This window comes from Sulfitobacter sp. R86518, assembly GCF_042466275.1.
GTDB lineage: Bacteria > Pseudomonadota > Alphaproteobacteria > Rhodobacterales > Rhodobacteraceae > Sulfitobacter > Sulfitobacter pontiacus.
This window is the reverse complement of the sequence record NZ_JAXHCA010000005.1, coordinates 112638-138006: the sequence shown is the minus strand read 5'-3', so window position 1 is coordinate 138006 and position 25369 is coordinate 112638. Positions and strand designations below refer to the sequence as shown.

Sequence of the window (25369 nt, the reverse complement as noted above, 5' to 3'; positions counted from 1 at the left end):
AGGGGACGGGTATGGACCGCCTGACAGAGATGGAAGCATTCGCCACGGTCGTGGACCAGGGTGGCTTTACCGATGCGGCCAAAAAGATGGGTATCTCCAAATCCGCCGTATCCAAACACGTATCCTCGCTTGAAGCGCGGCTTGGGGCACGGTTGCTGAACCGCACGACCCGCCGTGTCAGCCCGACAGAGATCGGGCTTGCCTATTACGACCGTGCCCGCCGCGTCCTGAATGACGCGGGCGAAGCCGACGCGCTTGTGACCTCTATGCAATCCGCGCCCTCGGGCCTTTTGCGGATCTCGGTCGCGACGGACTTTGGGGTGAACCATCTGTCGCCCGCCCTGTCCGAGTTTCTGGCCGATTTCCCCGACATCACGGTCAACATGGTGCTGAACAACCGCTACGTCGAACTGATCAGCGAAGGTTTCGATATGGCCGTCCGTATCGGAGAGCTGGAAGACAGCACCCTGCGGGCCCGCAAGCTAACCGAGACGACCAAACGCATGATCGCCTCGCCCGCCTATTTCGAGAAATACGGCCGCCCCGAAAAGATCGACGATCTGAACGATCACAAGCTGCTGCATTATTCCAACCAGTCCAGCGGCAACATGTGGAAGCTGACCTCGCCGTCGGGCGAAAAGCGTCAGGTGCGCACCGCTGGCTGGCTGTCGGTCAATGACGGGCAATCGCTGCTGAACGCCGCCATCTCTGGCCTTGGCATCGCCTACCTGCCGAGCTTCCTTTATGCCGAGGCGATGGAGAAAGGGCTGGTCGAAGACGCGATCCCCGATCTCCCGCTTGAGACCCAAGGCATCTACGCCGTCTATCCTCCGGGCCGGTTCACCCAGCCCAAGGTGCGCGCCTTCATTGATTTTCTAGCCCATACCTTTGCCGAAAAAGGTCCAACGGACTGGTAACACGAGATCACCAACTGCCCTCGGTGAACTGAGCCCCATGTGGCTGCCCCCGCTCCCTTTTCAGGGATGCGGGGATTTTTCTGTTCGGGGTTAGGGCGCGGGTAAAAGCACGGCCTCGACCCGTCGATTGGCGTCGCGCCCCGCTTTGGTCTGGTTGGACGCGATTGGCGACAGATAGCCCATGCCCTGCGCCTCGATCCTGTCGCCCGAGATGCCATGCGCCGTGATCAGCCGCCGCCGCACCGCCGCCGCGCGGCTTCGCGACAGGGCAATATTATTTTGCAGCCCGCCGACGCTATCGGTGTGGCCCACCAGAACAATCCGCAGATCGGGCTGGTCTTTCAGTACCGCCGCGAGATTGGCCAGCGCATCAAACTCCCCCTGCCCCAAGGCCGCGGTGCCGGTGCCGAAATCAAGCGCAGCCAGCACCACATGGCCGGTATTCTGCAACGCCGCAGCCATCTCTGACTGGCTTTGCGCGGGGGCATCGGGGGCCAAGACCTGGGTGTCTTCCGCCCCCTCTGGCACCGACGGGCTGGACGCCTGGCCTTGCGCATCCGCCTCAACGATCTGCAGATAGGCAGAAGGTATCGGTTGTGCTGACCAGAAGGGTCGCAACGGCGTCAGGTGATTGCAGCGACCCTTTGACGGCGGTGACAAACTGGTACTGGCGCAGATCGACATACATGTTCGGCGCGGGCAGTGTTTCGATCGCAAAGCGGAAATCGAAACCGCCGCAGACCTCGGCGCTGCAATCCAGCACGATCCTGTAGCCTGCGTCCTCTAGCTGGCTGCGCAGGGGCCGCATAATCTGTAGGGGCGTGAGGCCCGGAGCCTCTAACCGCCAGGCAGAGCGCGCGATGGACCCTTCGATTTTGACGCTGGCAAAGCCGCCGTCCTCAAAGGCAGAGGTCGGGGCAAGATAGCTGTCAGGGTCGGTATCGCGGGTCACGGTCTGCCGCGCCGCAGCGGGCAGCGACAGGTCCAGCGCTTGGGCCGTGCCCGCCAGTAAAAGCCAGATCAGCCCGGCACGCCAGATGATCATCTGAATTGCGCGTGGTAAGCGTCGTTCGGTTTCATTTCGGTCGCGCTGGCGACGCGGTTGGTCATGTTGAAGAACCCCGTGACCAACGCGATGTCAAAGATATCGCGGTCGGAAAAGCCCACATCGCGCAGCGCCTGACGGTCCGCCTCGGTGGTTTTGGCGCTGGCGACGGTCAGGTGTTCGGCAAATGCCAGCATCGCGGTTTGCCGCGCATCCAAATCGGCGACACGCCAGTTCATCACCATCTGTTCGCCAAGGATCGGATTGCCAGACAGTTGCCGCACCGCCGCGCCATGGGCCGTCAGGCAATAGTAGCATTTGTTCACGGACGACACGACGACCGCAATCATCTCGCGTTCCAGCTTTGAAAGGTTCGACGCGCCCAGCATCAGGTCGTTGTACATCGCGGTAAAGGCGTTCAGCTTGTCGATGTCAAAGGCATAGGCCTGCAGCACATTCGGCACCATCCCCAGCTTTTCCTGGCAGACATCAAAGTATTTCTGCGTGTCCTCGGGCAGCGGATCGACCATCGGCAGGTTCAGGGCAGTGGGGGCATCATGCGCCATGGGGCGGCTCCTTCAGTCAGGGGATTGACGGTAATGATAGTGCCCTACCAGATCAAAGCCCAGTCCTTGATACAGGCGGTTGGCGGCTGCGTTCGCCTTTGTGCAAAGAACCGCCACCTGCGTCGCCCCCTGCGCCTGCGCCCAGAAACCGGCGCTGCGCATCAGCCATTTGGCCACACCCTGCCCGCGCTGGTGTTCCAGCACCTCGACCGCATGGACCATGCACACGCCATCATGCAGCGCGGCAAAGGCGACGCCACCGGGCATCTCGTTCCAGCGGGTCAGGATCGCGGTTTTGGTCGCGGCGCGGTGCATCACGTTGATCCGCTCGGGGCCCACGCCGCCCTTGGCCCAAATCTCTGTCATGATGGCCAGCGGCTCCCATATCTGGAAAGCGGTCACCCGCGGCATCGGCACATCGGTCAGCTTGCCGACAGGCGCGATATAGACATTCACCGGATCGACGATGTCATACCCGCGCGCGGCCAGCTCTGTATCCAGCGTGTCGTCGCCGTCGCGGATCATGAAGATCGGGCGCTGGTCCATGGCGTGCATCGCGGCCTCGGCCTGACCGATATCCGCATTGGGTTCGGCCATCGTCGCGGCAGAGACGCGTTTGCCCCCGCCCTGCCCGTCCCGCAGGGTCCAGCCGGTTTCGGTCCAGATTTTCGCGGCGGGCCATGTGTGGTCGATGACCTGATAAAGCTGCGCCAGATCGGTCACGGGAACACCTGCGCGAGCTTTGCCATCGCCGCGTCGACTTCGGCCTGATCATTGCCACGGATCACGATATGCGCGCCGTATTTGCCGTCTTTCTGGAAGGGGTAGGACCCGATAGAGAGGTTGGGATAGCTATGCGCCAACTCTCCCAACGGTCCGGCGATGTCGCCCTCGCCCCGTTCGATGCGATGGGTGGCGCTGATCAGGGGGGCCCCACCGGTCAGGGTTGGCAGAACACTGGCGACCATCGCCTCGAACACGGCGGGGACACCGGCCATGACATAGACGTTTTCCAGCTTGAACCCCGGAGCCGCCGACACGGGATTGTCGATCAGCGTGGCATCATCGGGGATACGCGCCATGCGCAGACGGGCGGTGTTCAGTTCTGTCGCGCTTTTGGCGTAGTGGTCGGCCAAAATGGCGCGGGCATCCTCGCGCACGTCGATATGCTTGTTGAACGCAGCGGCGATGCAATCGGCGGTGATGTCATCATGGGTTGGCCCGATGCCGCCGCTGGTGAACACGCTGTCATAGACGCGCGACAGTTCCTGCACGGCGGCAATGATCGTGCCGTTTTCATCCCCCACCACACGGACTTCTTTCAGGTCGATCCCGACGCTGGTCAACTGCCCCGCCAGATGGTGCATGTTTGAATCGCGGGTGCGCCCCGACAGGATCTCATCGCCGATGACGATCATCGCAGCAGTGGGGTTGGGCATGGCTGTCTCCTTGAGGGGCCGTTGATTGAGGTATAGGTCACCCCCCATGCGCTTTCAAACCGAACTTGTCCCCGCCCGCCTGATCCGCCGCTACAAACGGTTTCTGGCCGATTGCCAGCTTGAGGACGGCACCGAGGTGACGGCGCATTGCGCCAACCCCGGGTCGATGATGGGGCTGGCCACAGCGGGCATGAAAATCTGGCTTGAGCCCAATGATGATCCCAAGCGCAAGCTGAATTACGGCTGGCGGCTGGTTGACCACGAGAACGGGCATTTCACCGGCGTCGATACCGCGCTGCCGAACCGTGCGATCAAGGCCGCGTTAATGGATCGGCAGATCGCCCCGCTCGCGGGCTACACGACCGTGCGGCCCGAAGTGAAATACGGTGAAAACTCGCGCATCGATTTTCTGCTGGCCGAGCCCGGCCTGCCCGACGCCTATGTCGAGGTGAAATCCGCCACCCTGTCGCGCCGCGAGGGGCTGGTCGAATTCCCCGATAGCGTGACCAAACGCGGCGCAAAGCATCTGGGAGAGCTGGCGCAGATGGCACGGGACGGGCACCGCGCCGTGCTGCTGTATCTGGTGCAGCGGACCGATTGCAGCGCCTTTAGCGTGGCCGCCGATATCGATCCTGCCTATGCTGCCGCTTTTACCGACGCCCGCGCCGCAGGGCTGGAAACCCATGTCATCGGCACCCATATCAGCCCCCTTGGGGTCAGCGTTGCGGGCGCAATCCCCCTAATCGACCCGCCTGCACTGGCTCTTGGGGGCCAAGCGGGTTAGACAACACCAAATTCATATGACGGAGACAGCGGTGATGAACGAACACCGAGGACGCCAGACCAAAGATGGCATTCGCATTTACGACCCCTCGGATTTCGCGGGGATGCACGCGGCGGGCAAGCTGGCGGCGCAAATCCTTGATGACATCGCCGAACATGTGTATGTCGGACAGACCACAGGTGCCATTGACGGTGTGATCACGCAGATGATCGAAGACGCAGGCGCGAAGTCTGCCACCATCGGGTATAAGGGCTATCAACACGCCAGCTGTATCTCGCTGAACCATGTCGTCTGCCACGGCATCCCCGGTGACAAAAAGCTGAAGGATGGCGACATCCTGAACATCGATGTCACCGTAATTGTCGATGGCTGGTACGGAGATAACTCGCGCATGTATGTCGCGGGCAAGCTGTCGCGCAAGGCAGAGCGGTTGATCAACGTGACCCATGACGCGCTGATGCGCGGGATCGAGGTCGTGAAACCCGGCAATACCTTTGGCGACATCGGCCACGCGATCCAGACCTTCGCGGAATCCCACCGGATGAGCGTTGTGACAGATTTCTGCGGTCACGGGCTGGGTCGCGTGTTCCACGCGCCGCCAAACGTGCTGCACTATGGCCGCCCCGGCACCGGTGCGGTGCTGGAACCCGGCATGTTCTTTACCATTGAACCGATGGTCAACCTGGGCCGCGCAGAGACCAAGGTACTGGCCGATGACTGGACAGCGGTCACCCGCGACAAATCCCTGTCAGCGCAGTTTGAACACTCTATCGGCGTGACCGAAACCGGATACGAGATCTTTACCGAATCCCCCGGCGGTATGTTCCACCCGACCTATAGCCAGGGCTGATCCTCAGCCCCGGCGCTTGGCCAGCTTCAGCTCGATCACGGCCCACAGCACGCTGCCTGCATAGGCAAAGCAGCAGATCACCAATGTGGCCCAGGGGAAGCTGACCAGGCAGGCGATAAAGCCGGTAAAGAAGATCAGGAAATAGGTCACGTTGGCGCGCGAAAAGCTGACCGATTTGAACGACCACGTGGGGATGCGGCTGACCATGACCCAGCCGACCAGCACGATATACAGGCTGGATACCACGTCGGGCAGCGCGGCACCGGGGCCGAAGGCATAGGGCAGATAGATCGGCAGCATCACCAGCATCGCACCAGCGGGCGACGGCACACCGGTGAAATAGCCGCCATCGTCCAGCGGGTCTTTGGTGCGGGAATCGACGTTGAACCGCGCCAGCCGCATGACGCAACAGATCGCAAAGACCAGCACCGCCAGCCAGCCCGCGCGGTAGGAATCCTGTAGCCCCCAGAAATACACCACCAAAGGCGGGGCAACGCCGAAGTTCACAAAATCCGCAAGACTGTCGAGCTCGGCCCCGATCTTACTGTTGAAACCCAGATAGCGCGCGGTGCGCCCGTCCATCCCGTCAAGGATACTCGCCAGCGTGATCAGCGCCACAGCCAGCGCGATATTCCCCTCGGCGGCGAAACGGATTGCGGAAATACCGGCACAGATCGCGGCAATCGTCAGCATGTTGGGCAACAGCTGTAGCAACGAGAATTCGGTTTTCGTCTTATCCGGCGCGACGGGGGGCTGATCGGTCATCTCAGGAAAGCTCTGCCAGCACGGTTTCGCCTGCGACCATCGTCTGGCCGATGCTGACGCGCGGGGTGACCCCCTCGGGCAGGTAGACATCGACGCGCGACCCAAAGCGGATCAGACCAAAGCGTTGACCCGCCTGCGTATGCGCGCCCTTCTTGGTGAAACACACGATACGACGCGCTACCAGACCGGCGATCTGGACGGCGGCGACCTCGCGGCCGTCGGCCATCTTGATGCGCAGGCTGTTGCGTTCGTTATCCTCGCTCGCCTTGTCCAGCGATGCGTTGAAAAACTTGCCGGGACGGTAAGCGATTTCAGTGATCTCGCCCGCGACGGGGGCGCGATTCACGTGGCAGTTAAATACGTTCATAAACACGCTGACCCGTGTCAGCGGCGTGTCGGGCATCCCCAACTCTGCGGGAGGTACGGCAGGTTCGATCAGCGATACGATGCCATCTGCGGGGCTGATGACAAGGTTATCGCCCTTGGGTGTCACCCGTTCAGGGTCACGGAAAAAGTAGTAGCACCAGACGGTTGCGCCGACCCCCAGCCACCCCAGTGGTTCAGCGATGATAAAGAGCACCAGCGTGATCGCGGCAAAGATCGCCACGAACTTGCGCCCCTCGGGGTGCATCGGCTTGATGAAGGTGCTGGTCATGCTCAGGCTCATGGCGGTCTACTTTCCTTTACGTCTTTGTTAGCACATAGGCCGCAGCGCAACGAATGCAAAGCGGCAACTGGTGATGGCCAATGGGCTAGTCTTGGCGCAGCAGGGTGATCCAGGTGTCGCCATACTTGCGCTTGTCCTCGCGCGTGAACCCTTGGGGCGGATCAAGCGGGGCGTTTTCCTCGCAGACGATCATGGCATCGGGTGTCAGCCAGCCGCCCGCGCGCGCCTTGACCAAGGCGGTCTGGCCCATCCCCTTGCCATAAGGCGGGTCAAGAAAGACCAGATCGAACGGCGCCGCGATCCAACCCCCAAGTGCCGTCGCGTCGGAGCGCATCAGCGTGGTCGCGCCCTCGGCCCGCAGCTTCTTGATGTTCTCGGTGATCAGCTTTTGCCCGACGCGCCCGTTCTCGATGAACACCACCTCGCGCGCACCGCGCGACAACGCCTCTAGCCCAAGAGCACCGGTGCCCGCGAACAGATCAAGCACCCGCGCGCCGTTGATCACATTGTGATGGGTCAGCATCGAAAACAGGCTCTCGCGCACGCGGTCAGAGGTGGGGCGCAAATGCGCATCCGCATCGCCCTTGCCCACGTCGGCCAGTTGGGTGCCACGGTGTTTGCCAGCGATGATCCTCATGACTTCAGCAGCGCCTTCAGGTCTGTGTTCGGGTCTTCGATCAGCGCAGGCGCGGGGGATTTGCCCGCCTCGATCAACCGGCGCCCGATCATGAAGCCGCGCGGATCGTTCATTGCATCCACCGCCAGCAGTTCGTCCCCGCGATAGTACCAGAAGGCCACACTATCCGCGTCGGTGCGTCGGGTGATCACGCGATCATAGCCCATGTTCAGCCCCGCGATCTGCAGTTTCACGTCATACTGGTCCGACCAGAACCACGGCTTGGCGACATATTCCTTATCCGCACCCATGATGTTTTCCGCGACCAGCTCGGCCTGATCAATGGCGTTTGGCACAGATTCCAACCGGATGCGCCCGCCGCGATAGGGGAAGGACGCGCAATCGCCCGCGGCCCAGACATGCGGCGCAGAGGTGCGCCCGTGGCTGTCGGTCATGATACCGTTGTCATTCACGATCCCCGCCGCATCGGCCAGCGCCGTCGCCGCCCCGATGCCAACGCCGACGATCACGAAATCCACGTCCAGCGTCGTGCCGTCCGACAGTTCAGCGCCGGTGACATGCGTGTCGCCCGTCAAACGCTCAAGCCCGACGCCTTCGCGGATGGTGACGCCATGCGCCTCGTGCAGCGCGCGGAAAAAGTCAGAAGGTCTGCGGGGCCGCGACCCGTTGCAGGATGCGGTCGCCCATCTCTACCAGTGTCACCTGCAACCCCAGCTTGGCCGCGACCGAGGCGGCCTCTAGCCCGATATAGCCACCGCCGACGATCAGCACCCGCGCACCTTTGGTAAAGCGCGGGCCCATCGTATCGACATCGCTGAGGTCGCGCACCACATGCACGCCCGCCAGATCGCCACCGATATGCGCGGGCAGACGGCGCGGGAAAGATCCGGTGGTCAGCACCAGATCGTCATAGGCCATATCCCCGCCGTTCACCCGCACGGTCTGCGCCGCCGGATCGATGCTGTCGACCGTGGTGCCCAGCATCAGGTCAATCCCGTGGTCGGTGTAAAAACTCTCGGGCCGCAGATAGAGCCGCTCAAGCGCCATGTCGCCCAACAGATAGGCCTTGGACAAGGGCGGGCGCTGGTAGGGGGGCACGGTTTCGGCCCCGATCAACGTGATCTTACCCTCAAAGCCGAAGTTGCGCAGCTTGGCCACACAGGATGACCCCGCCTGCCCTGCCCCGATCACCACCACATGACCCATCCTTGCCCCTTTCGAAAAAACCGTGTTCCTGCCTGCGTGCAAAGCCTATATCTTCCGTGAAGACAAACGCAATGACACGAAAGGTCACGCATATGACGATTTCTCAAGGCGACACGCTGCCCGATGCAACGCTGGTGCAAATGGGGCCGGACGGCCCGCAGCCTGTGCAGATGGCTGACAAGCTAAAGGGCCGCAAGGTCGTCGTCTTTGCCGTGCCCGGTGCCTATACGCCCACCTGCAATTCCGCCCATGTGCCCAGCTTTGTGCGCACCAAGGACCAGTTCGACGCCAAAGGCGTGGACGAGATCATCTGCGTGTCCTGCAATGACCCCTTTGTTATGGCCGCTTGGGGTGAATCGACAGGTGCGACGGCGGCTGGCATCACCATGCTCGCCGATGCCAACAGCGCCTTTACCAAAGCCATCGGCATGGAATTCTCGGCCGAGCCCGCGGGGCTGATCTCGCGCTCCAAACGCTATGCGATGCTGGTGGATGACGGCAAGGTCACGCTGTTCCAGGCCGAGGTCCAACCCGGCGTCTGCGACATGTCGGGCGGCGAGGCGCTGCTGGACAACATGTAATCCGGCACGACGCTGAAAAATGAAAAACGCAGCCGCGGGGACACCGGGGCTGCGTTTTTCTTTGGATAATGCGACGGTCAATGGTGCCTTAGCCCGCTTTGACCTCGCCCATCAATCCATCCATCTTGCGCGCCAGCTTGGCATCAAGCGAGCTTAGGCCGTCCACGTCATGGGTCGTCAGGGTAACGATCACCTTGTTATAGACGTTCTCCCACTCTGGATGGTGGTTCCATTTCTCGGCCCAGATCGCCGCGCGGGTCATCCAGCCGAAAGCATCCGCGAAATCATTGAACTTGAAGGTTTTGACGATCGCATCCCGGTCCTCCACCATAGCCCAGCCTGTGCTGAACAAGGGGGCCAATACGGTTTTGCGCGTCTCTTCGCTTAATCTTTCGCTCATTCCTGTTCCTCAACCTCGACCCTTTTGAATGGGCCGTAATCTGTCAAAATGTCTATCTCTTCGTCAACGGCTGCCCGTTCCTGTACAAGATAGTCTTCAACAGCGCGCATAAAACCCTCGTCCCGCATCCAATGCAGCGACCACGTCGCCTGTGGCAGGTAACCGCGCGCGAGCTTGTGTTCCCCCTGCGCACCTGCCTCGACGGTAGAGAGACCCAGTTTGATCGCGATATCGATGGCCTGATAATAGCACAGTTCAAAGTGCAAGAACGGATGATGTTCGGTGCAGCCCCAATAGCGCCCATAAAGCGCATCGGCACCGATAAAGTTCAGTGCGCCCGCCACCCATGCACCATCCCGCTTGGCCAGCACCAGTGCCATGTCGTCGCGTAGCTGGTCCTGGGCGATGTCGAAGAATGCGCGTGTCAGATAGGGCGTGCCCCATTTGCGCGCGCCAGTGTCCTGATAGAATTGCCAGAAGGCATCCCAATGTTCGCGCTGAAGATCGTCACCGGTGAACACCTCTATCTCTCCGCCAAAGGCCTGAGCCTGCTGGCGTTCCTTGCGGATGTTCTTGCGCTTGCGCGAGCTGAGCGTGGCAAGGAACCCGTCGAAGTCCTCAAAGCCCGCGTTGTGCCAGTGGAACTGCTGGCTTTTGCGGGCCAGCATGCCCAGTTGCTCTGCGGCGGCGGCCTCGTCTTGGGTACAAAAGGTAATGTGCAAGGACGACAGCCCGTTTGAATCGGTCAGCTGAACCGCCCCCTGAATGAGGGCCGCGGTGCCTGTCTCTTCAAACCCCGGACGGGTCAGGAAACGGCGACCCGTGGCAGGGGTATGGGGCACGGCGATCTGCAGCTTGGGGTAATAGCGCCCGCCCGCCCGTTCAAACGCATGGGCCCAGCTGTGGTCAAAGATGTATTCACCCTGACTGTGTGACTTGGCGTACATCGGCGCGACCGCGATGATCTGACCGTCAATGGCAGCGCTGAGGTATTGCGGCTGCCACCCCGTACCGGGGCCGACGCTGCCGCTTTCCTCTAGCGCCGAGAGAAAACGAAAGGTGGTAAAGGGGTCCGCGGGGCGCGCCCCCCCGGCGGCTTCGGGGCAGGCACAGGCATCCCATTCCGCTTGACCGATTTGCGCGATGCGCGAGGCAATTCTGATTTCGACGTCGCGCGCGTTCATACTGGATGTCCCGTTGTCATAGGCCTTATCTGTGGCCGAAGCCGGACGGTTCAACCTTGCAGCGGCGCGTCATAGCCTTCGAAGGTGATATTATGCGCAAATTCGCGTGCGCCGTTTTCAACTGAAAGGCTGCGCACGGTCCAGCAGCAGATCATCGCGCCTGCCTCGCGCAGCTCTGCCACACGGGGGCGGGGCAGATCATCGACCTCGTGGCTGATGAAACACGCGCCGGTGCGGTCGTAATCGGGGATCTCGCGCAGGCGGTCGCAGGTGGCTTTGGGCAGCGGCCATTCGACATAGCGATAGGCGCTGGTCACCAATCCACGCGGCACATGCGGCAGCAGCTCTGCCATCCGCGCGACGCTGTTGGGGTTGAACGACATGACCGCCACATCGCCCACATAGTCGCGCAGGGCTTCTGCCACCGCATCTTCCAGCGGTCCGATATCCGTACCCATTGCACCGTCCTGATCCTTGATCTCGACCAGCAGCGGCACGCGTCCTGCGATCAGTTCCAGCACCTGCGGCAAGGTGGGAATAGTGTCCCTGCCGCCGGTGAGCGTAATCTGGCACAGGTCATCCGCATCGCGTTGCCGGATGGCACCGGTCTGGCCTGTCAGGCGATCCAGCGCATAGTCGTGAAACACCAGCGCCACACCATCGCGTGACAGTTGCACATCAAGCTCGATGCCATAGCCCCGATCAATCGCGGCTTGAAAGGCGGCAAAGCTGTTTTCGGGCCGACCGGCATCGCGGTGATGAAAACCGCGATGCGCAATAGGGGTCGTATAAAACGCCTGCGGTAGGGTCATTCGATTTCGAAGATGCCTTCGATCTCGACCGCGACACCCAGCGGCAAGGAGGCGGCAGAAACGGCCGAGCGCGCGTGACGCCCCGCATCCCCCAAAGCTTCGACAAGGAAGTCAGAGGCCCCGTTAACCACTTTGGGCTGGTCGGTGAAATCGGCGGCGGAGTTCACAAAGGCCGTCAACTTCACCACCCGCTTGAGCCGTTCGATATCGCCGTCACATGCGGCTTTGACTTGCGCCAGCAAGCTGATCGCGCAGGTCTTGGCGGCTTCGGCACCCGCGGCGACATCCATATCCGCGCCCAGTTTTCCGGTGATGAACCCGTCCGGCCCGTTCGAGATCTGGCCCGAAACATAGACCGTGTTGCCGGTTTTCACGAAGGGCACATAGTTCGCCGCAGGGGCAGGTGCGTCAGGCAGGGTGACGCCAAGATCGTTCAGACGGCTGGTGATGCTCATGGGGGACTTCCTTGGAATGAATGGCTTTGTCGGGACGATAGCGATGCGACGGCGAAACGAAAAGACCCAAGAGGGAGGAACTGCAACACCTGCCACCAACGCGAGATGCCCAAGGAAACTCATGTTGCGTATTTCGGGGACGCTGCGCATAACGAACCATGTTTTCACGCGTTTTCGGGATTTATACCATGTTTAAGGCCACGACCCTCTCCACATCGCTGCGCGCCCTTGTGGGTGTCACTTTGGTTGCAGGTCTTGCCGCCTGCAGCGGTGCATCGCGCCCCCAGCCCGCAGGGATCAATGACCCGCACGAGGCCGGTAACCGCAAGGTCCACGCCTTCAATCAGAAGATCGGCGGATCCGGCAAACCCAACCGCGTGCTGGGGGCGGTGCCGATCGAATTCCAGACGGTCGTGCATAACGTCTCCGAGAACCTGTCGATGCCGCAAGCTGCCGTTAACAGCGCCTTGCAGGCGGATTTCGCGGGCTTTGGCCTGTCGACCTACCGCTTCTTGGTAAACAGCACGCTTGGGATGGGCGGCCTGTTCGACGTCGCGAGCGAATTCAAAGTGCCCGAGCATGATACCGACTTTGGTGAAACGCTGTATGTCTGGGGTGTGGGCGAAGGCCCGTATATCGAGCTTCCGCTGATCGGCCCATCGACCCGCCGCGACACCGCCGGCCGCGTCGTGGACCTGTTCACCAACCCGCTGTCCTATACGCTTGATAGCCCCGAAAGCTATGTCGGCACCGTCACCGGTTATGCCGATAGCACATTCGAGAAAAACCGCCGCATCGTGAATGGCAAGCAAGTGCCAATCTCCGCATCGGGCGACAGCTATGCCCAGGCACGTCAGGACTATCTGCAAAAGCGCCGTGCCGATCTGGCGCGCCCCACCAGCATCGCCGCCACCACCGGCCCGCGCATGGTTGACTAAGCATCAAATAACACGCGCCTCCCTTCCGGTCTCTTTCGGATAGGGGCGCGCGATTCAGGTCAGGGCAGCTTGGCAACGGGCCTGCGGAGGATCATTATCAGGGCATGGATATCACCCTGATCAAAACCTTTATCGAAGTCGCCAACACCGGCTCTTTTGTCGCTGCTTCCGAACGGCTGTTTGTCACCCAATCCGCTGTCAGCCTGCGCGTGCAACGACTGGAAGACAGCCTGGGCCACCCGCTGTTCAAACGATCAAAAGCGGGGGCGGTGCTGACCTCGGAAGGCGAACAATTCACCTCATACGCGCTAAGCCTTCTCAAGATATGGGAAGAAGCCCGGCAGCAGATCGCCATCCCCGAAGGATACAGCCGCAGCTTTTCCTTCGGCGCGCAGCACGCCCTGTGGCACAAGCTTGGCTTTCGCTGGATCGACGCGATGCAAGCGATGATGCCCGAGCTTAGTATTCACGCCGAAATGGGCATGTCCGACCGGCTGACGCGGTTTCTGGTCGAAGGGGTTATTCAGGCCGCCTTGCTTTACACCCCGCAGCTGCGCCCCGGTTTGCGCGTCGAACCCGTGCTGGAGGAAGAACTGATTCTCGTCGCGTCCTTTGAAACGGACGTCAAAGACCTTGGCAAAGAATATGTCGCGGTCGACTGGGGGCCGGAGTTTACGCATATGCACGCCAGCGCCCTGCCCCATCTGACCAATTCGGGGCGATCATTGGCCCTTGGCGGGCTTGCGGCCGACTATATCGTCAACCGTCGCGCCGCTGCCTACCTGCCCGCACGGGCAGTGCAACGGTATCTCGATGTTGGAAAACTGCATGTTGTGGCAAATTCCCCACGCTTTGCGTACCCCGCATGGGTGGTCTGGCGCGAAGATCTGGACCCCGAGATGCTGTCGATCGCTCGGCGTAGTTTGATGGACCTCGCTCAAGCGGCTGAAAATCAACAGAATATTCTGATCGAGAGCTTGGACAACGGGCAAAACACGCCTTAATTCCGCTTCAAGGGCAGTTAACACGAGTAATACTTGCTTCATACACGATTTATTCGAATTTCACTTATCTGACCCCCTGTCTTAAATCCATTCTCAGCAGAGATGCTCTCGCCTCAACCAACGAGGCGGGTCACTTCTAAGGGAAAGGATTCCCCAATGAATACAGTACTTAAAGCGTCCGCGGTTTCCGTAATCGCACTCTTGGCTGCTGCTCCAGTTTTCGCGCAGCAACGTGCGCTTGGCATTGAAACGCTGAACGACCAGATCGACGACATCACCGATGATGTGAACACCGACCTGGCCCGCGGCACCGACGCAGAACGTTATGGCGCCAATGGCGTTGCCCAAGGCTGGCGCGGGTCTTTCGCCCTGTCCGCATCGGGCACCAGCGGCAACACAGACAACGGCGAAGTATCGGGCGCTGGCCGCCTGACATACGGTGTCGGCGACTGGAACCACCTGGTTGGGTTCGCGGTAGAATACGGCGAAGCAAACGGCACCAAGAGCGAAGAGAAGTTCTTTGGTACCTATGAAGGTAGCCGCTACTTCACACCCGAGTTCTATGCGTTCGGCCTGGCCCGTTACCAATATGACGGTTACCTGACCGACACATCCGGTGCAGCCGTTGACGGTTCCGAAACAGACGCATTCTTGGGCTTTGGTCCAGGTTACCGCGCGATCAATAAAGAAGACAACACATGGCGCGTTCAAGCGGGCCCCGGTGTACGCTACTTTAAAGACGCAACCGGTACCTCCGAAACCGAAGTCGGCTTCATCGCCTCGTCGCGCTACTTCTACGCGTTCAACGACATCGTATCCTTCACCATGGACACCGACATTGTCGGCTCTGACGTGAACACCATCGTGTCGAACGACGCTGGCATCAACTACAAGATGTCCGACAACCTGTCGACACGCGTAAGCTACCGTACCGACTACAACACCGATCCGGTTGCGGGCCTGAAATCCACTGACAACACCCTGGGTGTGTCGCTGGTTCTGGGCTTCTAAGCCAGACCGTCAAACCCCCGGGGGCGGGTCTCCTCGTACCGCCTTCGGGGATGCGACAAAAGGAAGGGAGGCCGGAATATTCCGGCCTCCCTTCTTTCGTTTCCAAAGCAATGTGCTGCGGCAGAGGCAGGGTCTTTACCCGCCAAAGATATCGCGCAGCACCCTGTCGATGACGCCCAGTGGGTTGTCCTGACGCGGTACCCGCTGCGGCTGCGCCGGTTGCTGAGGCTGCGGCGGGGCTTGCACCACTGGCGGTTCGGGCACGATCATCGGCAGCGGCGTATTCGGCAGCCCTTCGTGAACGCGCATCATGACCTGCTGCCAGATCTCGGTGGGCAACCCGCCCCCCGATACACCGGTCAACGGGGTGTTGTCGTCATAGCCCATCCAGACACCGGCCACGTAGTCGGCGGAAAAACCGATGAACCACGCGTCGCGGTTGGCCTGTGTCGTGCCCGTTTTACCGGCCAGTTCACGACCACCAAATTGCGCCCGCTGCCCCGTGCCTTCGGATACGACCTTTTCCATCATATAGACCAGTTGCAGCGCGGCATCTTCCTGAATGACCCGTTCGCCGATACCGCCGCCCGTGCCCATCACCGGATCAGTGTCGCCCTGCAACGTCAGATCAATCAGCCCGTAGGGTTTAACGGATGACCCGCCGTTCAGGATGCCGGCATAGGCACCTGTCATTTCAAGCAACGTGCTTTCGGACGCCCCAAGCGCCAGCGCCGGACCGACGGCCAGATCGCTTTTGATGCCGAACTGCTCCGCCACCTGGCTGACCACATCGCGCCCGACACTCTCCGAGACTTTGACCGCCGGAATGTTCAGCGAATCCTTGAGCGCGGTGGTGAGCGTCACGTTACCCTTGAAGCTGTTGGTATAGTTCTTCGGGCACCATTGGCCCGACCCGGGCACGTTCAGACAATAGGGCGCGTCTTCGATCAGATCGTTGGGCGAATACCCCAGATCCAGCGCCGCTGCATAGATAAACGGTTTGAAGGCAGAGCCGGTCTGGCGCATCGCTTGTGTCGCGCGGTTAAAGGCCCCCGCGACCTTGGTCTTGCGCCCACCGACCATACCACGCACGGCCCCGTCAGCAGACATGATCACCACAGCCGCCTGCGCTTTGGAGCCTTCGCGAACCTTGTTTTCGAACACCCAGCTCAGACCTTCCTCGGCGGCGCGCTGGATCTTTTGGTCAAGGGTGGTCTTGATCACCACATCCTCGGTCGTGTTGCGGGTAAAGAACTCCGGCCCCGACGACATCACCCAATCCGCGAAATAGCCACCCGCCTCGGCCTCTGCGGCTTCTGACAGCTCTGCGGGGTTGGCAATGGCGTTATCCGCTTCGGCCTTTGACAGATAGCCCTGATCCTCCATCAGGCGGATCACGGTTGCCGCACGGCTTTGCGACCGATCAAGATTATTGGTCGGTGACAGGGTGGTCGGTGCGGTCAACAGACCCGCCAGCATCGCGCCCTCGGCAGGCTTCAACGCGGCGGCCGGTTTGCCAAAGAAACGCTGCGCCGCGGCTTCGGCCCCAAAGGCACCGCCGCCCATATAGGCGCGGTTGAGGTAGATCGACAGGATATCATCCTTGGAATACTTGGCTTCCATCGCCATGGAGAACAGGGCTTCTTTGCCCTTGCGCGACAGCGAGGACCGGCGACATTCGGCTTCGTATTCCTTTTCCGTCTGCCCCGACGACGCATCATAGGGTTCACCCAGACACAGCAGCTTGGCCACCTGCTGCGTGATCGTCGACCCCCCGTGACCGGACAAGGGTCCGCGACCCTCGCTCAGGTTGATCTTGACCGCCGACGCGATGCCGCGCGGGCTGACACCAAAGTGACGATAGAAGCGTTTGTCCTCTGTCGCGATTACCGCGTTCTTCAGAGCGGGGGATACGCTGTCTGCGGTGACGACGCCGCCGAACTGATCCCCGCGCCATGCAAAGACATCACCATAGCGATCCTTGAGCGTGACAGACCCTCGCGCACGCCCGTCCAGCAGCGCCTCGAGCGGCGGCAGCGTGGTGTAGAAATAGCCGACGGCCAAGGCAACCATCAGCACCGCCACGGCAGTCACCCGCCAGACGATCGTCCAGATCAAACGGAAGACCCACCGCACCAGCGCGGCCAGCCAGCCAATAGGCCCCTTGGGGCGCGCAGGCGCACGACGTGCAGGCTTGCGCTTGGCCGGAGCCTTTTTCGCGACCGGCTTGCGGGGCGGTTTGCCGCCTTTGCCCGCGGTGCGTTTATCGGCAACCAAGGGCCGCTTCCGTTTGGATGAATCACTCATATGCTGCTCGCTGAACCATTCTTTTTTTTCGCACTCTATCCTGCACAGCGCGGTTTGTTTAGCGCAGACGCCCCGCTGCGCCGTCTAATTAACGCCCAATAATTAGGCACATTCCCCACAGCGCCCAATAATCAGGCAAACACGCTCGCCCAGAGAGGCACTAAGCGCGATGCACCCTTCCTTCAAGGGGCACCGGCCGCTCTTTTATCCAAGGCATAACGCAGGAAGTACCTGCCATCTGGAAGAGGGATTATAGGTGAAACTCATTATCGCAACAATCAAGCCATTCAAGCTCGAGGAGGTGCGCGAAGCGCTGACCGAAGCGGGCGTGCGTGGCCTGATGGTGACCGAGATCAAGGGCTTTGGCGCCCAATCCGGCCATACCGAAATCTACCGCGGCGCTGAATATGTCGTGAACTTCGTACCCAAGGTGAAGCTTGAACTGGTGGTCGCAGATGCGCTGGCCGACCAGATGGTCGAGACGATCACCCGCACCGCACATACCGGCAAGATCGGCGACGGCAAAATCTTTGTCCTCGACGTTGAACAAGCCGTGCGCGTGCGCACCGGCGAAACCGGCGAAGACGCCATCTGACCCCCACGTCCGAGGAATTGACGACATGACATCACGACTTCTTATTCCCCTTGCCGCCGCAGCGACGCTGCTGCCGTCCTTGGGTTTCGCGCAGGAGGCCGAGTATGCAACCGCGGCTGACACTGCTTTCATTTTCAACACGATCCTGTTCCTGATCGGCGGCTTTCTGGTGTTCTGGATGGCGGCGGGTTTTGCCATGCTCGAAGCCGGTCTGGTGCGGTCCAAGAACGTGACCACCCAGCTGACCAAGAACATCGCGCTTTTCGCATTGGCCGCCATTCTCTACTGGCTGGTCGGCTATAACATCATGTACCCCGGCGACGCGTGGATCATCCCCGGCGTGTTCGGCACTTTTGCAACCAAGGACATCAAGACGGCGATTGACGCGGGCGGCTATTCCAACGCATCGGATTTCTTCTTCCAGCTGATGTTCTGCGCAACCACCGCATCCATCGTTTCGGGCACATTGGCCGAGCGCATCAAACTGTGGCCCTTCCTGATCTTCACCATCGTGCTGACCGGCTTTATCTATCCGATCGAAGCAAGCTGGCAGTGGGGCGCAGGCTGGTTGTCTGACGCGGGCTTCAGCGACTTTGCGGGCTCCACTCTGGTCCACGCCGCGGGCGGCTTTGCGGCTCTGGCAGGTGCGCTGGTGCTTGGCCCCCGTATCGGCAAATACAAAGATGGTCGTGTGATCCCGATGCAGGGTTCGAACCTGCCGCTCGCCACTTTGGGCACGTTCATCCTGTGGCTGGGTTGGTTCGGCTTCAACGGCGGCTCGCAATTGGCCATGGGGTCGATGATCGACGCTGATGCTGTGGCGCAGATCTTTGCCAACACCAACATGGCTGCTGCTGCCGGTGCCATCGCCGCGCTGGTCCTGACCCAGATGCTGTACAAAAAGCCCGACCTGACAATGGTGCTGAACGGCGCGCTGGCCGGTCTGGTCTCTATCACAGCTGGCCCGCTTGACCCGACGCTCTTCGGTGCGCTTTGGATCGGTGCTGTGGGCGGTGCGATCGTGGTCTTCGCGGTGCCCTTCCTCGACAAGCTCAAGATCGATGACGTGGTCGGTGCGATCCCGGTTCACCTGATCGCAGGCTTCTGGGGCACGCTGGTTGTTCCCGTCTACACCGACGGCACATCCTTTGTGACACAGATCATCGGCTTTGCCTCAATCGGTGCCTTTGTCTTCATCGTGTCGCTGATCGTGTGGATGATCCTGAAAGCCACCACCGGCATCCGCGTCAGCGAAGAAGCCGAGATCGCTGGTCTGGACGTGTCCGAACTGGGCATGGAAGCCTACCCTGAGTTCTCCAAGAGCTAAGGTCTAAACTCCTGCAGGCAGGCAGAGGCCCGGGCGTTCGCGCCCGGGCTTTTTGCTGCGCGCGTGTTATGCTGGGCAGGGCTGAGAATGCGCCCAAACAAAACCGCCGCGCCAGATGCCAGCGCGGCGGTTTGAGTATTTTTGAAAGGGTGAAGCGGCGGGTTAGATGCCGACCTCGATGATCGCCTTGGCGAGGATCGGCACGGTTTCGGCGTTCAGCCCCGCGATGTTCATGCGGCTGTCACCCACCATATAGATGCCGTGGTCTTCGCGCAGCTTGTCGACCATGTCAGACGAGGTTCCGAGGCGCGAGAACATGCCGCGGTGTTCGGCAAGGAAACCGAAGCGGTCAGAGCCGGAGAGACGCTGAAGTTCGCCCGCGAGTTGGCTGCGCAGACCCAGCATGGTGTTGCGGATGTCTTCGAGCTCGGCCATCCAGTCGCTGCGCAAGGCGTCGTCGTTCAGGATGGTGGTGACGATGCGGGCCCCGTGATCTGGCGGGAAGCTGAAGTTCTGGCGATTGAGAAAGGCCAGCGTGCCCTGGTTCAGCTTTTGTGCCGAAGTGTCTGCCGACAGCGCCATCAGGATACCAGTGCGTTCGCGGTAAATCCCGAAGTTCTTGGAGCAGCTTGCCGCGATCAGACATTCCGGCACCGTCGCCGCGACCTTGCGCGTAGCCGCCGCATCCGCGTCAAGCCCGTCGCCAAAGCCCTGGTAGGCGATATCGATCATCGGGGTGGCACCGGTGTCTTGCAACACTTTGATCACCGCGTCCCATTCGGCGGCGTTCAGGTTGGCCCCTGTCGGGTTGTGGCAGCAGCCGTGCAGCAGGACCACATCGCCTTTTTGCGCGGTCTTTAGGTCGGCGATCATGCCGTCAAAATCGACGCCACGGGTTTCATCGTCGAAATAGCGGTAGGGGATCATCTCCATCCCCAGATATTTCAGGATCGACAGATGGTTCGGCCATGTCGGGTTCGACACAAACACCCGCGCCTGCGGACGGGCCATCTGGATCAGCTCGAACGCCTGACGGATCGCGCCGGTCCCGCCCGGGGTCGCGGCGGCGGCAACCTGTGCGCGGGGGACCGCATCGCCAAGCACCATCTGCACCATCGCATCGCCAAAGGCAGGATCGCCCGCCAGACCGGTATAGGCCTTGCTGGTCTGGGCTTCCCACAGTTGGTGTTCAGCCGCCTTGACCGCGCGCATGACGGGCGTCAGCCCCGTGGCATCCTTGTACACGCCCACGCCAAGGTCGATCTTGGTCTCGCGGGGGTCATCCTTGTACATCTGCATCAAGGCAAGGATTTTATCGGCGGGCTGCGCCTGTAGGGTTTCGAACATTATGCGTCTCCGGTCGCAACGGGCACGGTGGGGAACATCCCCCATTCTGCCCAAGATCCATCGTAAAGGGACCAATCGGTATGGCCCATCCGTTCCAGTGCCAGCGCGAGTATCGCCGCAGTGATGCCGGACCCGCAGGTCGTGATCACAGGGTGCGAAAGGTCAATGCCCGCCGCTTCAAAAGCCGCTTTGGTCTCGGCTACGGATTTCAGTGTTTTGTCGTCGTTCAACAGCTCTGTGTAGGGCAGGTTGCGCGACCCGGGGATGTGGCCGGCGCGCAGGCCTTCGCGGGGTTCGGGCGCGTCGCCGCGAAAGCGGGCCGCTGCGCGGGCATCCACGATCTGCGGTGCCTTGAGCTTGGACGCCTGAGCGACCTGCGTCACATCACGCACCAGTTGGTTCTGGAAACGCACGGTCATATGGCGGTCGCGGGGGATCGGGGGCATGTCTTCGGTGGGGCGACCTTCGGCGACCCATTTGGGCAGCCCCCCATCCAGCACGGCGACATTTTCCTGCCCCATCAGACGGAACAGCCACCACACACGCGCGGCCGACAGCAGGCCGGCCCCGTCATAGACCACCACCTGATGCCCGTCGCCCACACCCATAGCGCGCATCCGCGACATGAACTTTTCAGCAGGCGGGGCCATATGCGGCATATCCGAGCGCCCATCCGAGATTTCGTCGATGTCGAAAAAGCGGGCACCGGGGATATGCGCCTGATTATATTCGGCTTTGGGGTCGCGTCCTGCATCGGGCAGATACCATGACGCGTCCAGCAGACGCAGGTCGGGATCCTTGAGGTGCTGCGCCAGCCAATCGGTTGAAACAAGCGTTTTCGGGTTGTCAGCCATGGGTCCACCCCCTTTTAGAACAGGTTTTTCAATGCCTACCCGCGACGGCCCCCGCAAGCAAGAGCCCGCGACTGTGCACATGCAGCACAGGCCGGAAATGGGCATATTGTGTTCCGTTCAGGCCCCGAGAGCAGGACAGGGCGTCAGCCGTGGTCTTTCAGCAGACGCTGCTTTTGGCGGGACCAGTCGCGCTTGGCGGCAGTTTCCCGTTTATCGTGCAGCTTTTTACCCTTGGCGATGCCGATCTTGATCTTGGCCATGCCACGGTGATTGAAATACATCACCATCGGGACCAGCGTCATGCCTTTGCGTTGGGTTTCATTCCACAGGTTCGACAGTTCCTTCTTGGACACCAAGAGCTTGCGGCGGCGGCGTTCCTCGTGGGTGAAGGTCTTGGCCTGCGTGTAAGGCGCGACGTAGGAGTTCACCAACCACAGCTCGCCATCTTCCACGGCGGCATAGCTTTCGGCGATATTGGCACCGCCGTTGCGCAGGGATTTGACCTCGGACCCTTCAAGGATGATGCCGCATTCGACATCATCGTCGATCGCGTAATCGAACCGCGCGCGGCGGTTTTCGGCGATGACCTTGTAGTTCGGGTCGGATTTGGAAGATGATTTAACCTGTGACATGCCAAGGATGTAGGGCGTTGCGGCCCTGCGCGCAAGATGCCGCAGCGGGCATAACCGCATGGACCGTCAGGCGGGGCGCGCCGGCCCTGCCTGCTTAGTCGCCCAGCTTGGCGTGCACCTCGGCAAGGTCGATCTCGCCCGTGGGCATCTTGTTTGCCGGATTGTCGAAATCGTATTTGAACAGCTCGAAATCCTTTTTGAAGATCTCGCGCATCAGATGCATCGACAGATCGTCGAAGTAGTCCTCAACCGGGTGGGCGCGCTTGGGGCCGTGGCCTTCGGATTCGTTAAACCGCGGAATGTCGGACAGGTTCACCGCATGGGGCGTGTCGATGGCATCCAGCACGCTTTGCATGCCGTCGTTGAACTTCTCTGTCCAGATGATCTTGTCATAGGTGCCGCCGTTCACGATGAACGTGCTGACATGCCCCGATTGCGCGGACCAGTGGATGTCCGGGTCCATCGGGCGACGCCAGCGGATGGTGTCGCGGGCAAACAGCAGGAAACGGCGGAAGCTGGCGATCTGGTCAAACTCTTGCTTACCGTCATCGCCGCCGACCTCGATCCCGTATTTCTGCACGAGGAGCGGCACCAGATTGCCGCGATATCGCCGGCCATTGCGCTGGATGCCGCAGATCTTGTCGAAGAAAGAGCTGAGGATGCGGGTATATGGATTGCGCACGCAGGTGAAGGCGTAGGATTTGTGGTTTTCCACATTGCGCGTGATCAACGGCTGAGAGTTGTCATGCGCCCATTTGTGCATGCCCGATTTCGCGTCATGGATGTCGCCGTCAAAGAATTCTCCATGGTCCGAATAGAACATGATCTGCCCGATCGTCGAACAGGCGCATTTGGGCACCACGCGGTACACCACGCTTTCGCTTTCTGTCATCCATGTCCCTGGGAAACCCATAATCGGCTCTGCCTCCTAAATTTTTTCGCACTTATGCTGCCATTTATGGCGACAGAATGGCCTGAAATATAGAAAAAGCAAATATTCGCGGTTTATTCAATCGCTGTTCGCCTTTATCTAACAAACTCGTCCAGAGCAGAGGGGATGCGTGTTTCGCGATGGCCAGAATTGCCTATATCCTTTTGTGTCACAAAGACCCCGTTGCAATCATCAAGCAGGCGGAGAGATTGACGGCGTCTGGCGATTACATGTCGATCCACTTTGACGCCTCGGCCAGCCCGACCGATTTTGCACAGATCACCCAAGCGCTTGGCAAGAACCCCAATGTGACCTTCGCAAGCAAACGCATCCGCTGCGGTTGGGGAGAATGGTCGCTGGTACAGGCGACGCTGAACGCCGTCGAAAGCGCGATTGATGCCTTTCCGCGTGCCACACACTTCTACATGCTGTCGGGCGATTGCATGGCAATCAAATCCGCCGAATACATCCACGACTACCTTGATGATAACGACGTCGATTTTATCGAAAGCTTTGACTACTTTGAAAGCGACTGGATCAAGACCGGCTGGAAGGAAGAGCGGCTGATCTACCGTCACTGGTTCAACGAGCGCACCCAGAAAAAGCGGTTCTACGGCATGTTCGAGCTTCAGAAACGCCTTGGTCTGACGCGCGACATTCCTGCGGACCTGCAAATCCAGATCGGCAGCCAGTGGTGGTGCCTGCGCCGCCAGACCATAGAGGCGGTGATGGCCTTCACCCGCAAGCGCAAAGACGTGATGCGGTTTTTCAGGACCACCTGGATTCCGGACGAGACGTTTTTTCAGACCATTGTGCGCCATATCGTGCCCGATAACGAAATTCGTGCGCGCACGCTGACGTTCCTGATGTTTACCGACTACGGCATGCCGGTGACCTTCTATAACGACCACTACGATCTGCTGCTGGCCCAAGACTATCTGTTCGCACGCAAGATCAGCAGCGAGGCGACGGACCTCAAGCGCCGGTTGGGGTTGCTTTATTCTGCCAAGGATGTCGAACTGCAGATCAGCAACGAAGGGCGCAACCTGTTCAAGTTCCTGACCGGTCGGGGTCGGATCGGGCGGCGGTTCTCTACCCGTTTCTGGGAGACGGAGAGCACGCTGGGGCGCGAGCGCGAGCTGCTGATTGTCGTGTGCAAAAAGTGGCATGTCGCCAAACGCGTGCTAGAGCAGATGCGTCAGGTCACCAACCTGCCCGCGATCGAATATCTTTTCAGCGAACAGGACACCCCCCTGCCCGATCTTGGCGGCATCCAGAACAGTCTGGGCAAGCGCACCCGCCACCGGCGGTCCCTGATGCGGATGCTGTTCGACTATTACGAGGCCGACCGGCTGATCGTCTGCATGGACCCCGGCGATATCGACCTGCTGAACGACTTTGCCTCTGACCGGTCGATGACACGGGTTCTCGAGATCGAATGCCAGTTCTCGGATGACTACCTGATCGGCCACGCCATGCGCGTGGGGCTGGCGGGCGAACGCACCTCGGCCGACACGCTGGAACGGCTGCTGCCCACCATCCGGAACGACCTGACCCTTGAATCCGACCGCATCCGCGACGCGCAGTTTGAAAACTACGCCCGGATGCGCGAAACAGCCTCGGCGCAGGACAATGCCGAGGCGCTGGCCGCTTTCCTGCGCATCTCTCCGGAACAGGCGCAGCCCATTGCCGACACACATTATCTTTTCACCGATTAAGGACATTCCATGGCTTACAGCTACGACGACCAGAACATCTTTGCCAAAATCCTGCGCGGCGAAATCCCGAACAACACCGTTTATGAATCCGACCACGCGCTTGCCTTTCGCGATATCGAACCCCAAGCGCCGACGCATGTGCTGGTGATCCCCAAGGGCCCCTACATCAGCTTTGACCACTTCGCGGCAGAGGCGAGCGATGCCGAAATCGTCGGCTATGTGCGCGCCATCTCGGAAGTCTGCAAAGCCGAAGGTGTCACATTGGACGCGGGCGAAGGGTTTCGCATGATCGCCAATGCTGGCGCGCACGGGGTTCAGGAAGTCCCGCACCTGCATGTGCATATTCTGGGCGGTCGGCCCATGGGGCGCATGGTGGCGCGCCCCAGCTAACCCGTCA

The 25369-nt window shown here is 60.6% G+C and carries 28 protein-coding genes and 1 pseudogene; 11 read left to right on the top strand and 18 right to left on the bottom strand.

What is annotated here, in order from left to right:
- Window positions 1-11: 11 nt before the first annotated feature.
- Entirely contained in the window at window positions 12-917 is a 906-nt protein-coding gene (locus SJY36_RS01420; RefSeq protein ID WP_386172598.1) for a LysR family transcriptional regulator, read from the top strand.
- 90 nt (window positions 918-1007) lie between these two features.
- Here SJY36_RS01420 and SJY36_RS01415 read toward each other — a convergent pair whose 3' ends face one another.
- The 5 genes from SJY36_RS01415 to SJY36_RS01395 are packed head-to-tail and all read right to left on the bottom strand — an operon-like array spanning window position 1008 to window position 3967.
- On the bottom strand, window positions 1008-1535 hold the full coding sequence (locus tag SJY36_RS01415; RefSeq protein WP_386172596.1) for an OmpA family protein: 528 nt from the start codon (window positions 1533-1535) through the stop codon (window positions 1008-1010).
- Window positions 1480-1962 carry a hypothetical protein gene (locus tag SJY36_RS01410; protein WP_386172594.1) on the bottom strand — a complete coding sequence of 161 codons (483 nt, stop codon included), beginning with the start codon at window positions 1960-1962 and terminating at the stop codon, window positions 1480-1482. The genes SJY36_RS01415 and SJY36_RS01410 overlap by 56 nt, the downstream gene beginning before the upstream one ends.
- The gene (locus SJY36_RS01405; protein WP_386172592.1) at window positions 1959-2528 is read right to left on the bottom strand and encodes a peroxidase-related enzyme; all 570 of its coding nucleotides are present in this window, start codon (window positions 2526-2528) and stop codon (window positions 1959-1961) included. The genes SJY36_RS01410 and SJY36_RS01405 overlap by 4 nt, the downstream gene beginning before the upstream one ends.
- A 12-nt stretch (window positions 2529-2540) precedes the next feature.
- Entirely contained in the window at window positions 2541-3251 is a 711-nt protein-coding gene (locus SJY36_RS01400) for a GNAT family N-acetyltransferase (protein WP_005851110.1), read from the bottom strand.
- Window positions 3248-3967: a molybdopterin-binding protein gene (locus SJY36_RS01395; protein WP_132997486.1), complete on the bottom strand. Its 720-nt coding sequence runs from the start codon at window positions 3965-3967 to the stop codon at window positions 3248-3250. The genes SJY36_RS01400 and SJY36_RS01395 overlap by 4 nt, the downstream gene beginning before the upstream one ends.
- Before the next feature lie 46 nt (window positions 3968-4013).
- Between SJY36_RS01395 and sfsA the strand changes: the two genes are divergently transcribed.
- Together sfsA and map are read left to right on the top strand one after the other, a co-directional pair.
- Window positions 4014-4751, top strand: a complete 738-nt coding sequence (gene sfsA, locus SJY36_RS01390; protein ID WP_386172590.1) for a DNA/RNA nuclease SfsA — start codon at window positions 4014-4016, stop codon at window positions 4749-4751.
- A gap of 34 nt (window positions 4752-4785) precedes the next feature.
- On the top strand, window positions 4786-5601 hold the full coding sequence (map, locus tag SJY36_RS01385) for a type I methionyl aminopeptidase (protein WP_386176415.1): 816 nt from the start codon (window positions 4786-4788) through the stop codon (window positions 5599-5601).
- A 3-nt stretch (window positions 5602-5604) separates the two neighbouring features.
- Here map and pssA read toward each other — a convergent pair whose 3' ends face one another.
- From pssA to SJY36_RS01365, 4 genes and pseudogenes are all read right to left on the bottom strand, one after another.
- On the bottom strand, window positions 5605-6366 hold the full coding sequence (gene pssA, locus SJY36_RS01380) for a CDP-diacylglycerol--serine O-phosphatidyltransferase (RefSeq protein WP_005851102.1): 762 nt from the start codon (window positions 6364-6366) through the stop codon (window positions 5605-5607).
- Between the two features lies 1 nt (window position 6367).
- Window positions 6368-7027 (bottom strand): phosphatidylserine decarboxylase, encoded by a 660-nt coding sequence (locus SJY36_RS01375; protein WP_174226618.1) that lies wholly within the window; start codon window positions 7025-7027, stop codon window positions 6368-6370.
- Between the two features lie 91 nt (window positions 7028-7118).
- On the bottom strand, window positions 7119-7670 hold the full coding sequence (gene rsmD, locus SJY36_RS01370) for a 16S rRNA (guanine(966)-N(2))-methyltransferase RsmD (RefSeq protein WP_005851097.1): 552 nt from the start codon (window positions 7668-7670) through the stop codon (window positions 7119-7121).
- Window positions 7667-8876, bottom strand: a pseudogene (locus SJY36_RS01365) (NAD(P)/FAD-dependent oxidoreductase). Before SJY36_RS01365 ends, rsmD begins: the two are co-directional and overlap by 4 nt.
- A gap of 92 nt (window positions 8877-8968) precedes the next feature.
- Here SJY36_RS01365 and SJY36_RS01360 point away from each other — a divergent pair.
- Window positions 8969-9457, top strand: a complete 489-nt coding sequence (locus SJY36_RS01360) for a peroxiredoxin (protein WP_386172588.1) — start codon at window positions 8969-8971, stop codon at window positions 9455-9457.
- An 88-nt stretch (window positions 9458-9545) separates the two neighbouring features.
- Here the strand turns inward: SJY36_RS01360 and SJY36_RS01355 are convergent, their stop codons facing one another.
- The 4 genes from SJY36_RS01355 to SJY36_RS01340 are packed head-to-tail and all read right to left on the bottom strand — an operon-like array spanning window position 9546 to window position 12308.
- Window positions 9546-9857, bottom strand: a complete 312-nt coding sequence (locus SJY36_RS01355; RefSeq protein WP_005851091.1) for a 4a-hydroxytetrahydrobiopterin dehydratase — start codon at window positions 9855-9857, stop codon at window positions 9546-9548.
- A complete protein-coding gene (locus SJY36_RS01350) occupies window positions 9854-11041 on the bottom strand; it encodes a GNAT family N-acetyltransferase (protein ID WP_386172586.1) in 1188 nt (395 codons plus the stop codon). The genes SJY36_RS01355 and SJY36_RS01350 overlap by 4 nt, the downstream gene beginning before the upstream one ends.
- A gap of 50 nt (window positions 11042-11091) precedes the next feature.
- Window positions 11092-11853: a glycerophosphodiester phosphodiesterase family protein gene (locus SJY36_RS01345; protein WP_386172584.1), complete on the bottom strand. Its 762-nt coding sequence runs from the start codon at window positions 11851-11853 to the stop codon at window positions 11092-11094.
- Entirely contained in the window at window positions 11850-12308 is a 459-nt protein-coding gene (locus tag SJY36_RS01340) for a RidA family protein (RefSeq protein WP_386172582.1), read from the bottom strand. Before SJY36_RS01340 ends, SJY36_RS01345 begins: the two co-directional genes overlap by 4 nt.
- A 188-nt stretch (window positions 12309-12496) precedes the next feature.
- Between SJY36_RS01340 and SJY36_RS01335 the strand changes: the two genes are divergently transcribed.
- The 3 genes from SJY36_RS01335 to SJY36_RS01325 all read left to right on the top strand — a co-directional run bounded on the left by SJY36_RS01335 (window position 12497) and on the right by SJY36_RS01325 (window position 15261).
- The gene (locus tag SJY36_RS01335) at window positions 12497-13246 is read left to right on the top strand and encodes a VacJ family lipoprotein (protein ID WP_386172580.1); all 750 of its coding nucleotides are present in this window, start codon (window positions 12497-12499) and stop codon (window positions 13244-13246) included.
- 104 nt (window positions 13247-13350) lie between these two features.
- Window positions 13351-14250: a LysR family transcriptional regulator gene (locus tag SJY36_RS01330; RefSeq protein WP_005851083.1), complete on the top strand. Its 900-nt coding sequence runs from the start codon at window positions 13351-13353 to the stop codon at window positions 14248-14250.
- A gap of 156 nt (window positions 14251-14406) precedes the next feature.
- Complete coding sequence (locus tag SJY36_RS01325) at window positions 14407-15261, top strand: YdiY family protein (RefSeq protein ID WP_005851082.1); 855 nt, start codon at window positions 14407-14409, stop codon at window positions 15259-15261.
- A 135-nt stretch (window positions 15262-15396) separates the two neighbouring features.
- On the opposite strand, the gene SJY36_RS01320 is transcribed toward SJY36_RS01325, so the two are convergent.
- Complete coding sequence (locus tag SJY36_RS01320; RefSeq protein WP_180828601.1) at window positions 15397-17568, bottom strand: transglycosylase domain-containing protein; 2172 nt, start codon at window positions 17566-17568, stop codon at window positions 15397-15399.
- A gap of 256 nt (window positions 17569-17824) precedes the next feature.
- Here SJY36_RS01320 and SJY36_RS01315 point away from each other — a divergent pair, with 256 nt between their 5' ends.
- A complete protein-coding gene (locus tag SJY36_RS01315; RefSeq protein ID WP_005851080.1) occupies window positions 17825-18163 on the top strand; it encodes a P-II family nitrogen regulator in 339 nt (112 codons plus the stop codon).
- 25 nt (window positions 18164-18188) lie between these two features.
- Window positions 18189-19490, top strand: coding sequence for an ammonium transporter (locus tag SJY36_RS01310; protein ID WP_005851078.1), 1302 nt, complete (start codon window positions 18189-18191; stop codon window positions 19488-19490).
- A 162-nt stretch (window positions 19491-19652) separates the two neighbouring features.
- Here the strand turns inward: SJY36_RS01310 and SJY36_RS01305 are convergent, their stop codons facing one another.
- From SJY36_RS01305 to SJY36_RS01290, 4 genes are all read right to left on the bottom strand, one after another.
- Window positions 19653-20837, bottom strand: a complete 1185-nt coding sequence (locus SJY36_RS01305) for an aromatic amino acid transaminase (protein WP_386172577.1) — start codon at window positions 20835-20837, stop codon at window positions 19653-19655.
- Window positions 20837-21691, bottom strand: coding sequence for a 3-mercaptopyruvate sulfurtransferase (gene sseA, locus SJY36_RS01300; RefSeq protein WP_009825869.1), 855 nt, complete (start codon window positions 21689-21691; stop codon window positions 20837-20839). Before sseA ends, SJY36_RS01305 begins: the two co-directional genes overlap by 1 nt.
- A 143-nt stretch (window positions 21692-21834) precedes the next feature.
- Entirely contained in the window at window positions 21835-22323 is a 489-nt protein-coding gene (gene smpB, locus SJY36_RS01295; protein ID WP_009825868.1) for an SsrA-binding protein SmpB, read from the bottom strand.
- 94 nt (window positions 22324-22417) lie between these two features.
- The gene (locus tag SJY36_RS01290; protein ID WP_386172575.1) at window positions 22418-23236 is read right to left on the bottom strand and encodes a sulfotransferase family protein; all 819 of its coding nucleotides are present in this window, start codon (window positions 23234-23236) and stop codon (window positions 22418-22420) included.
- A gap of 158 nt (window positions 23237-23394) precedes the next feature.
- Between SJY36_RS01290 and SJY36_RS01285 the strand changes: the two genes are divergently transcribed.
- Window positions 23395-24972 carry a DUF5928 domain-containing protein gene (locus SJY36_RS01285; RefSeq protein WP_037964727.1) on the top strand — a complete coding sequence of 526 codons (1578 nt, stop codon included), beginning with the start codon at window positions 23395-23397 and terminating at the stop codon, window positions 24970-24972.
- A 9-nt stretch (window positions 24973-24981) separates the two neighbouring features.
- On the top strand, window positions 24982-25362 hold the full coding sequence (locus SJY36_RS01280) for a histidine triad nucleotide-binding protein (protein WP_005851062.1): 381 nt from the start codon (window positions 24982-24984) through the stop codon (window positions 25360-25362).
- Window positions 25363-25369: the final 7 nt, after the last annotated feature.

What these genes read in the sequence shown, in the direction of transcription:
- SJY36_RS01420 (WP_386172598.1), top strand. Translation starts at nt 12, where the DNA reads ATGGACCGCCTGACAGAGATGGAAGCATTCGCCACGGTCGTGGACCAG.
- SJY36_RS01410 (WP_386172594.1), bottom strand. Translation starts at nt 1,962, where the DNA reads ATGATCATCTGGCGTGCCGGGCTGATCTGGCTTTTACTGGCGGGCACG.
- SJY36_RS01405 (WP_386172592.1), bottom strand. Translation starts at nt 2,528, where the DNA reads ATGGCGCATGATGCCCCCACTGCCCTGAACCTGCCGATGGTCGATCCG.
- SJY36_RS01395 (WP_132997486.1), bottom strand. Translation starts at nt 3,967, where the DNA reads ATGCCCAACCCCACTGCTGCGATGATCGTCATCGGCGATGAGATCCTG.
- sfsA (WP_386172590.1), top strand. Translation starts at nt 4,014, where the DNA reads ATGCGCTTTCAAACCGAACTTGTCCCCGCCCGCCTGATCCGCCGCTAC.
- map (WP_386176415.1), top strand. Translation starts at nt 4,786, where the DNA reads ATGAACGAACACCGAGGACGCCAGACCAAAGATGGCATTCGCATTTAC.
- pssA (WP_005851102.1), bottom strand. Translation starts at nt 6,366, where the DNA reads ATGACCGATCAGCCCCCCGTCGCGCCGGATAAGACGAAAACCGAATTC.
- rsmD (WP_005851097.1), bottom strand. Translation starts at nt 7,670, where the DNA reads ATGAGGATCATCGCTGGCAAACACCGTGGCACCCAACTGGCCGACGTG.
- SJY36_RS01360 (WP_386172588.1), top strand. Translation starts at nt 8,969, where the DNA reads ATGACGATTTCTCAAGGCGACACGCTGCCCGATGCAACGCTGGTGCAA.
- SJY36_RS01355 (WP_005851091.1), bottom strand. Translation starts at nt 9,857, where the DNA reads ATGAGCGAAAGATTAAGCGAAGAGACGCGCAAAACCGTATTGGCCCCC.
- SJY36_RS01350 (WP_386172586.1), bottom strand. Translation starts at nt 11,041, where the DNA reads ATGAACGCGCGCGACGTCGAAATCAGAATTGCCTCGCGCATCGCGCAA.
- SJY36_RS01345 (WP_386172584.1), bottom strand. Translation starts at nt 11,853, where the DNA reads ATGACCCTACCGCAGGCGTTTTATACGACCCCTATTGCGCATCGCGGT.
- SJY36_RS01340 (WP_386172582.1), bottom strand. Translation starts at nt 12,308, where the DNA reads ATGAGCATCACCAGCCGTCTGAACGATCTTGGCGTCACCCTGCCTGAC.
- SJY36_RS01335 (WP_386172580.1), top strand. Translation starts at nt 12,497, where the DNA reads ATGTTTAAGGCCACGACCCTCTCCACATCGCTGCGCGCCCTTGTGGGT.
- SJY36_RS01330 (WP_005851083.1), top strand. Translation starts at nt 13,351, where the DNA reads ATGGATATCACCCTGATCAAAACCTTTATCGAAGTCGCCAACACCGGC.
- SJY36_RS01325 (WP_005851082.1), top strand. Translation starts at nt 14,407, where the DNA reads ATGAATACAGTACTTAAAGCGTCCGCGGTTTCCGTAATCGCACTCTTG.
- SJY36_RS01320 (WP_180828601.1), bottom strand. Translation starts at nt 17,568, where the DNA reads ATGAGTGATTCATCCAAACGGAAGCGGCCCTTGGTTGCCGATAAACGC.
- SJY36_RS01310 (WP_005851078.1), top strand. Translation starts at nt 18,189, where the DNA reads ATGACATCACGACTTCTTATTCCCCTTGCCGCCGCAGCGACGCTGCTG.
- SJY36_RS01305 (WP_386172577.1), bottom strand. Translation starts at nt 20,837, where the DNA reads ATGTTCGAAACCCTACAGGCGCAGCCCGCCGATAAAATCCTTGCCTTG.
- sseA (WP_009825869.1), bottom strand. Translation starts at nt 21,691, where the DNA reads ATGGCTGACAACCCGAAAACGCTTGTTTCAACCGATTGGCTGGCGCAG.
- smpB (WP_009825868.1), bottom strand. Translation starts at nt 22,323, where the DNA reads ATGTCACAGGTTAAATCATCTTCCAAATCCGACCCGAACTACAAGGTC.
- SJY36_RS01290 (WP_386172575.1), bottom strand. Translation starts at nt 23,236, where the DNA reads ATGGGTTTCCCAGGGACATGGATGACAGAAAGCGAAAGCGTGGTGTAC.
- SJY36_RS01285 (WP_037964727.1), top strand. Translation starts at nt 23,395, where the DNA reads ATGGCCAGAATTGCCTATATCCTTTTGTGTCACAAAGACCCCGTTGCA.
- SJY36_RS01280 (WP_005851062.1), top strand. Translation starts at nt 24,982, where the DNA reads ATGGCTTACAGCTACGACGACCAGAACATCTTTGCCAAAATCCTGCGC.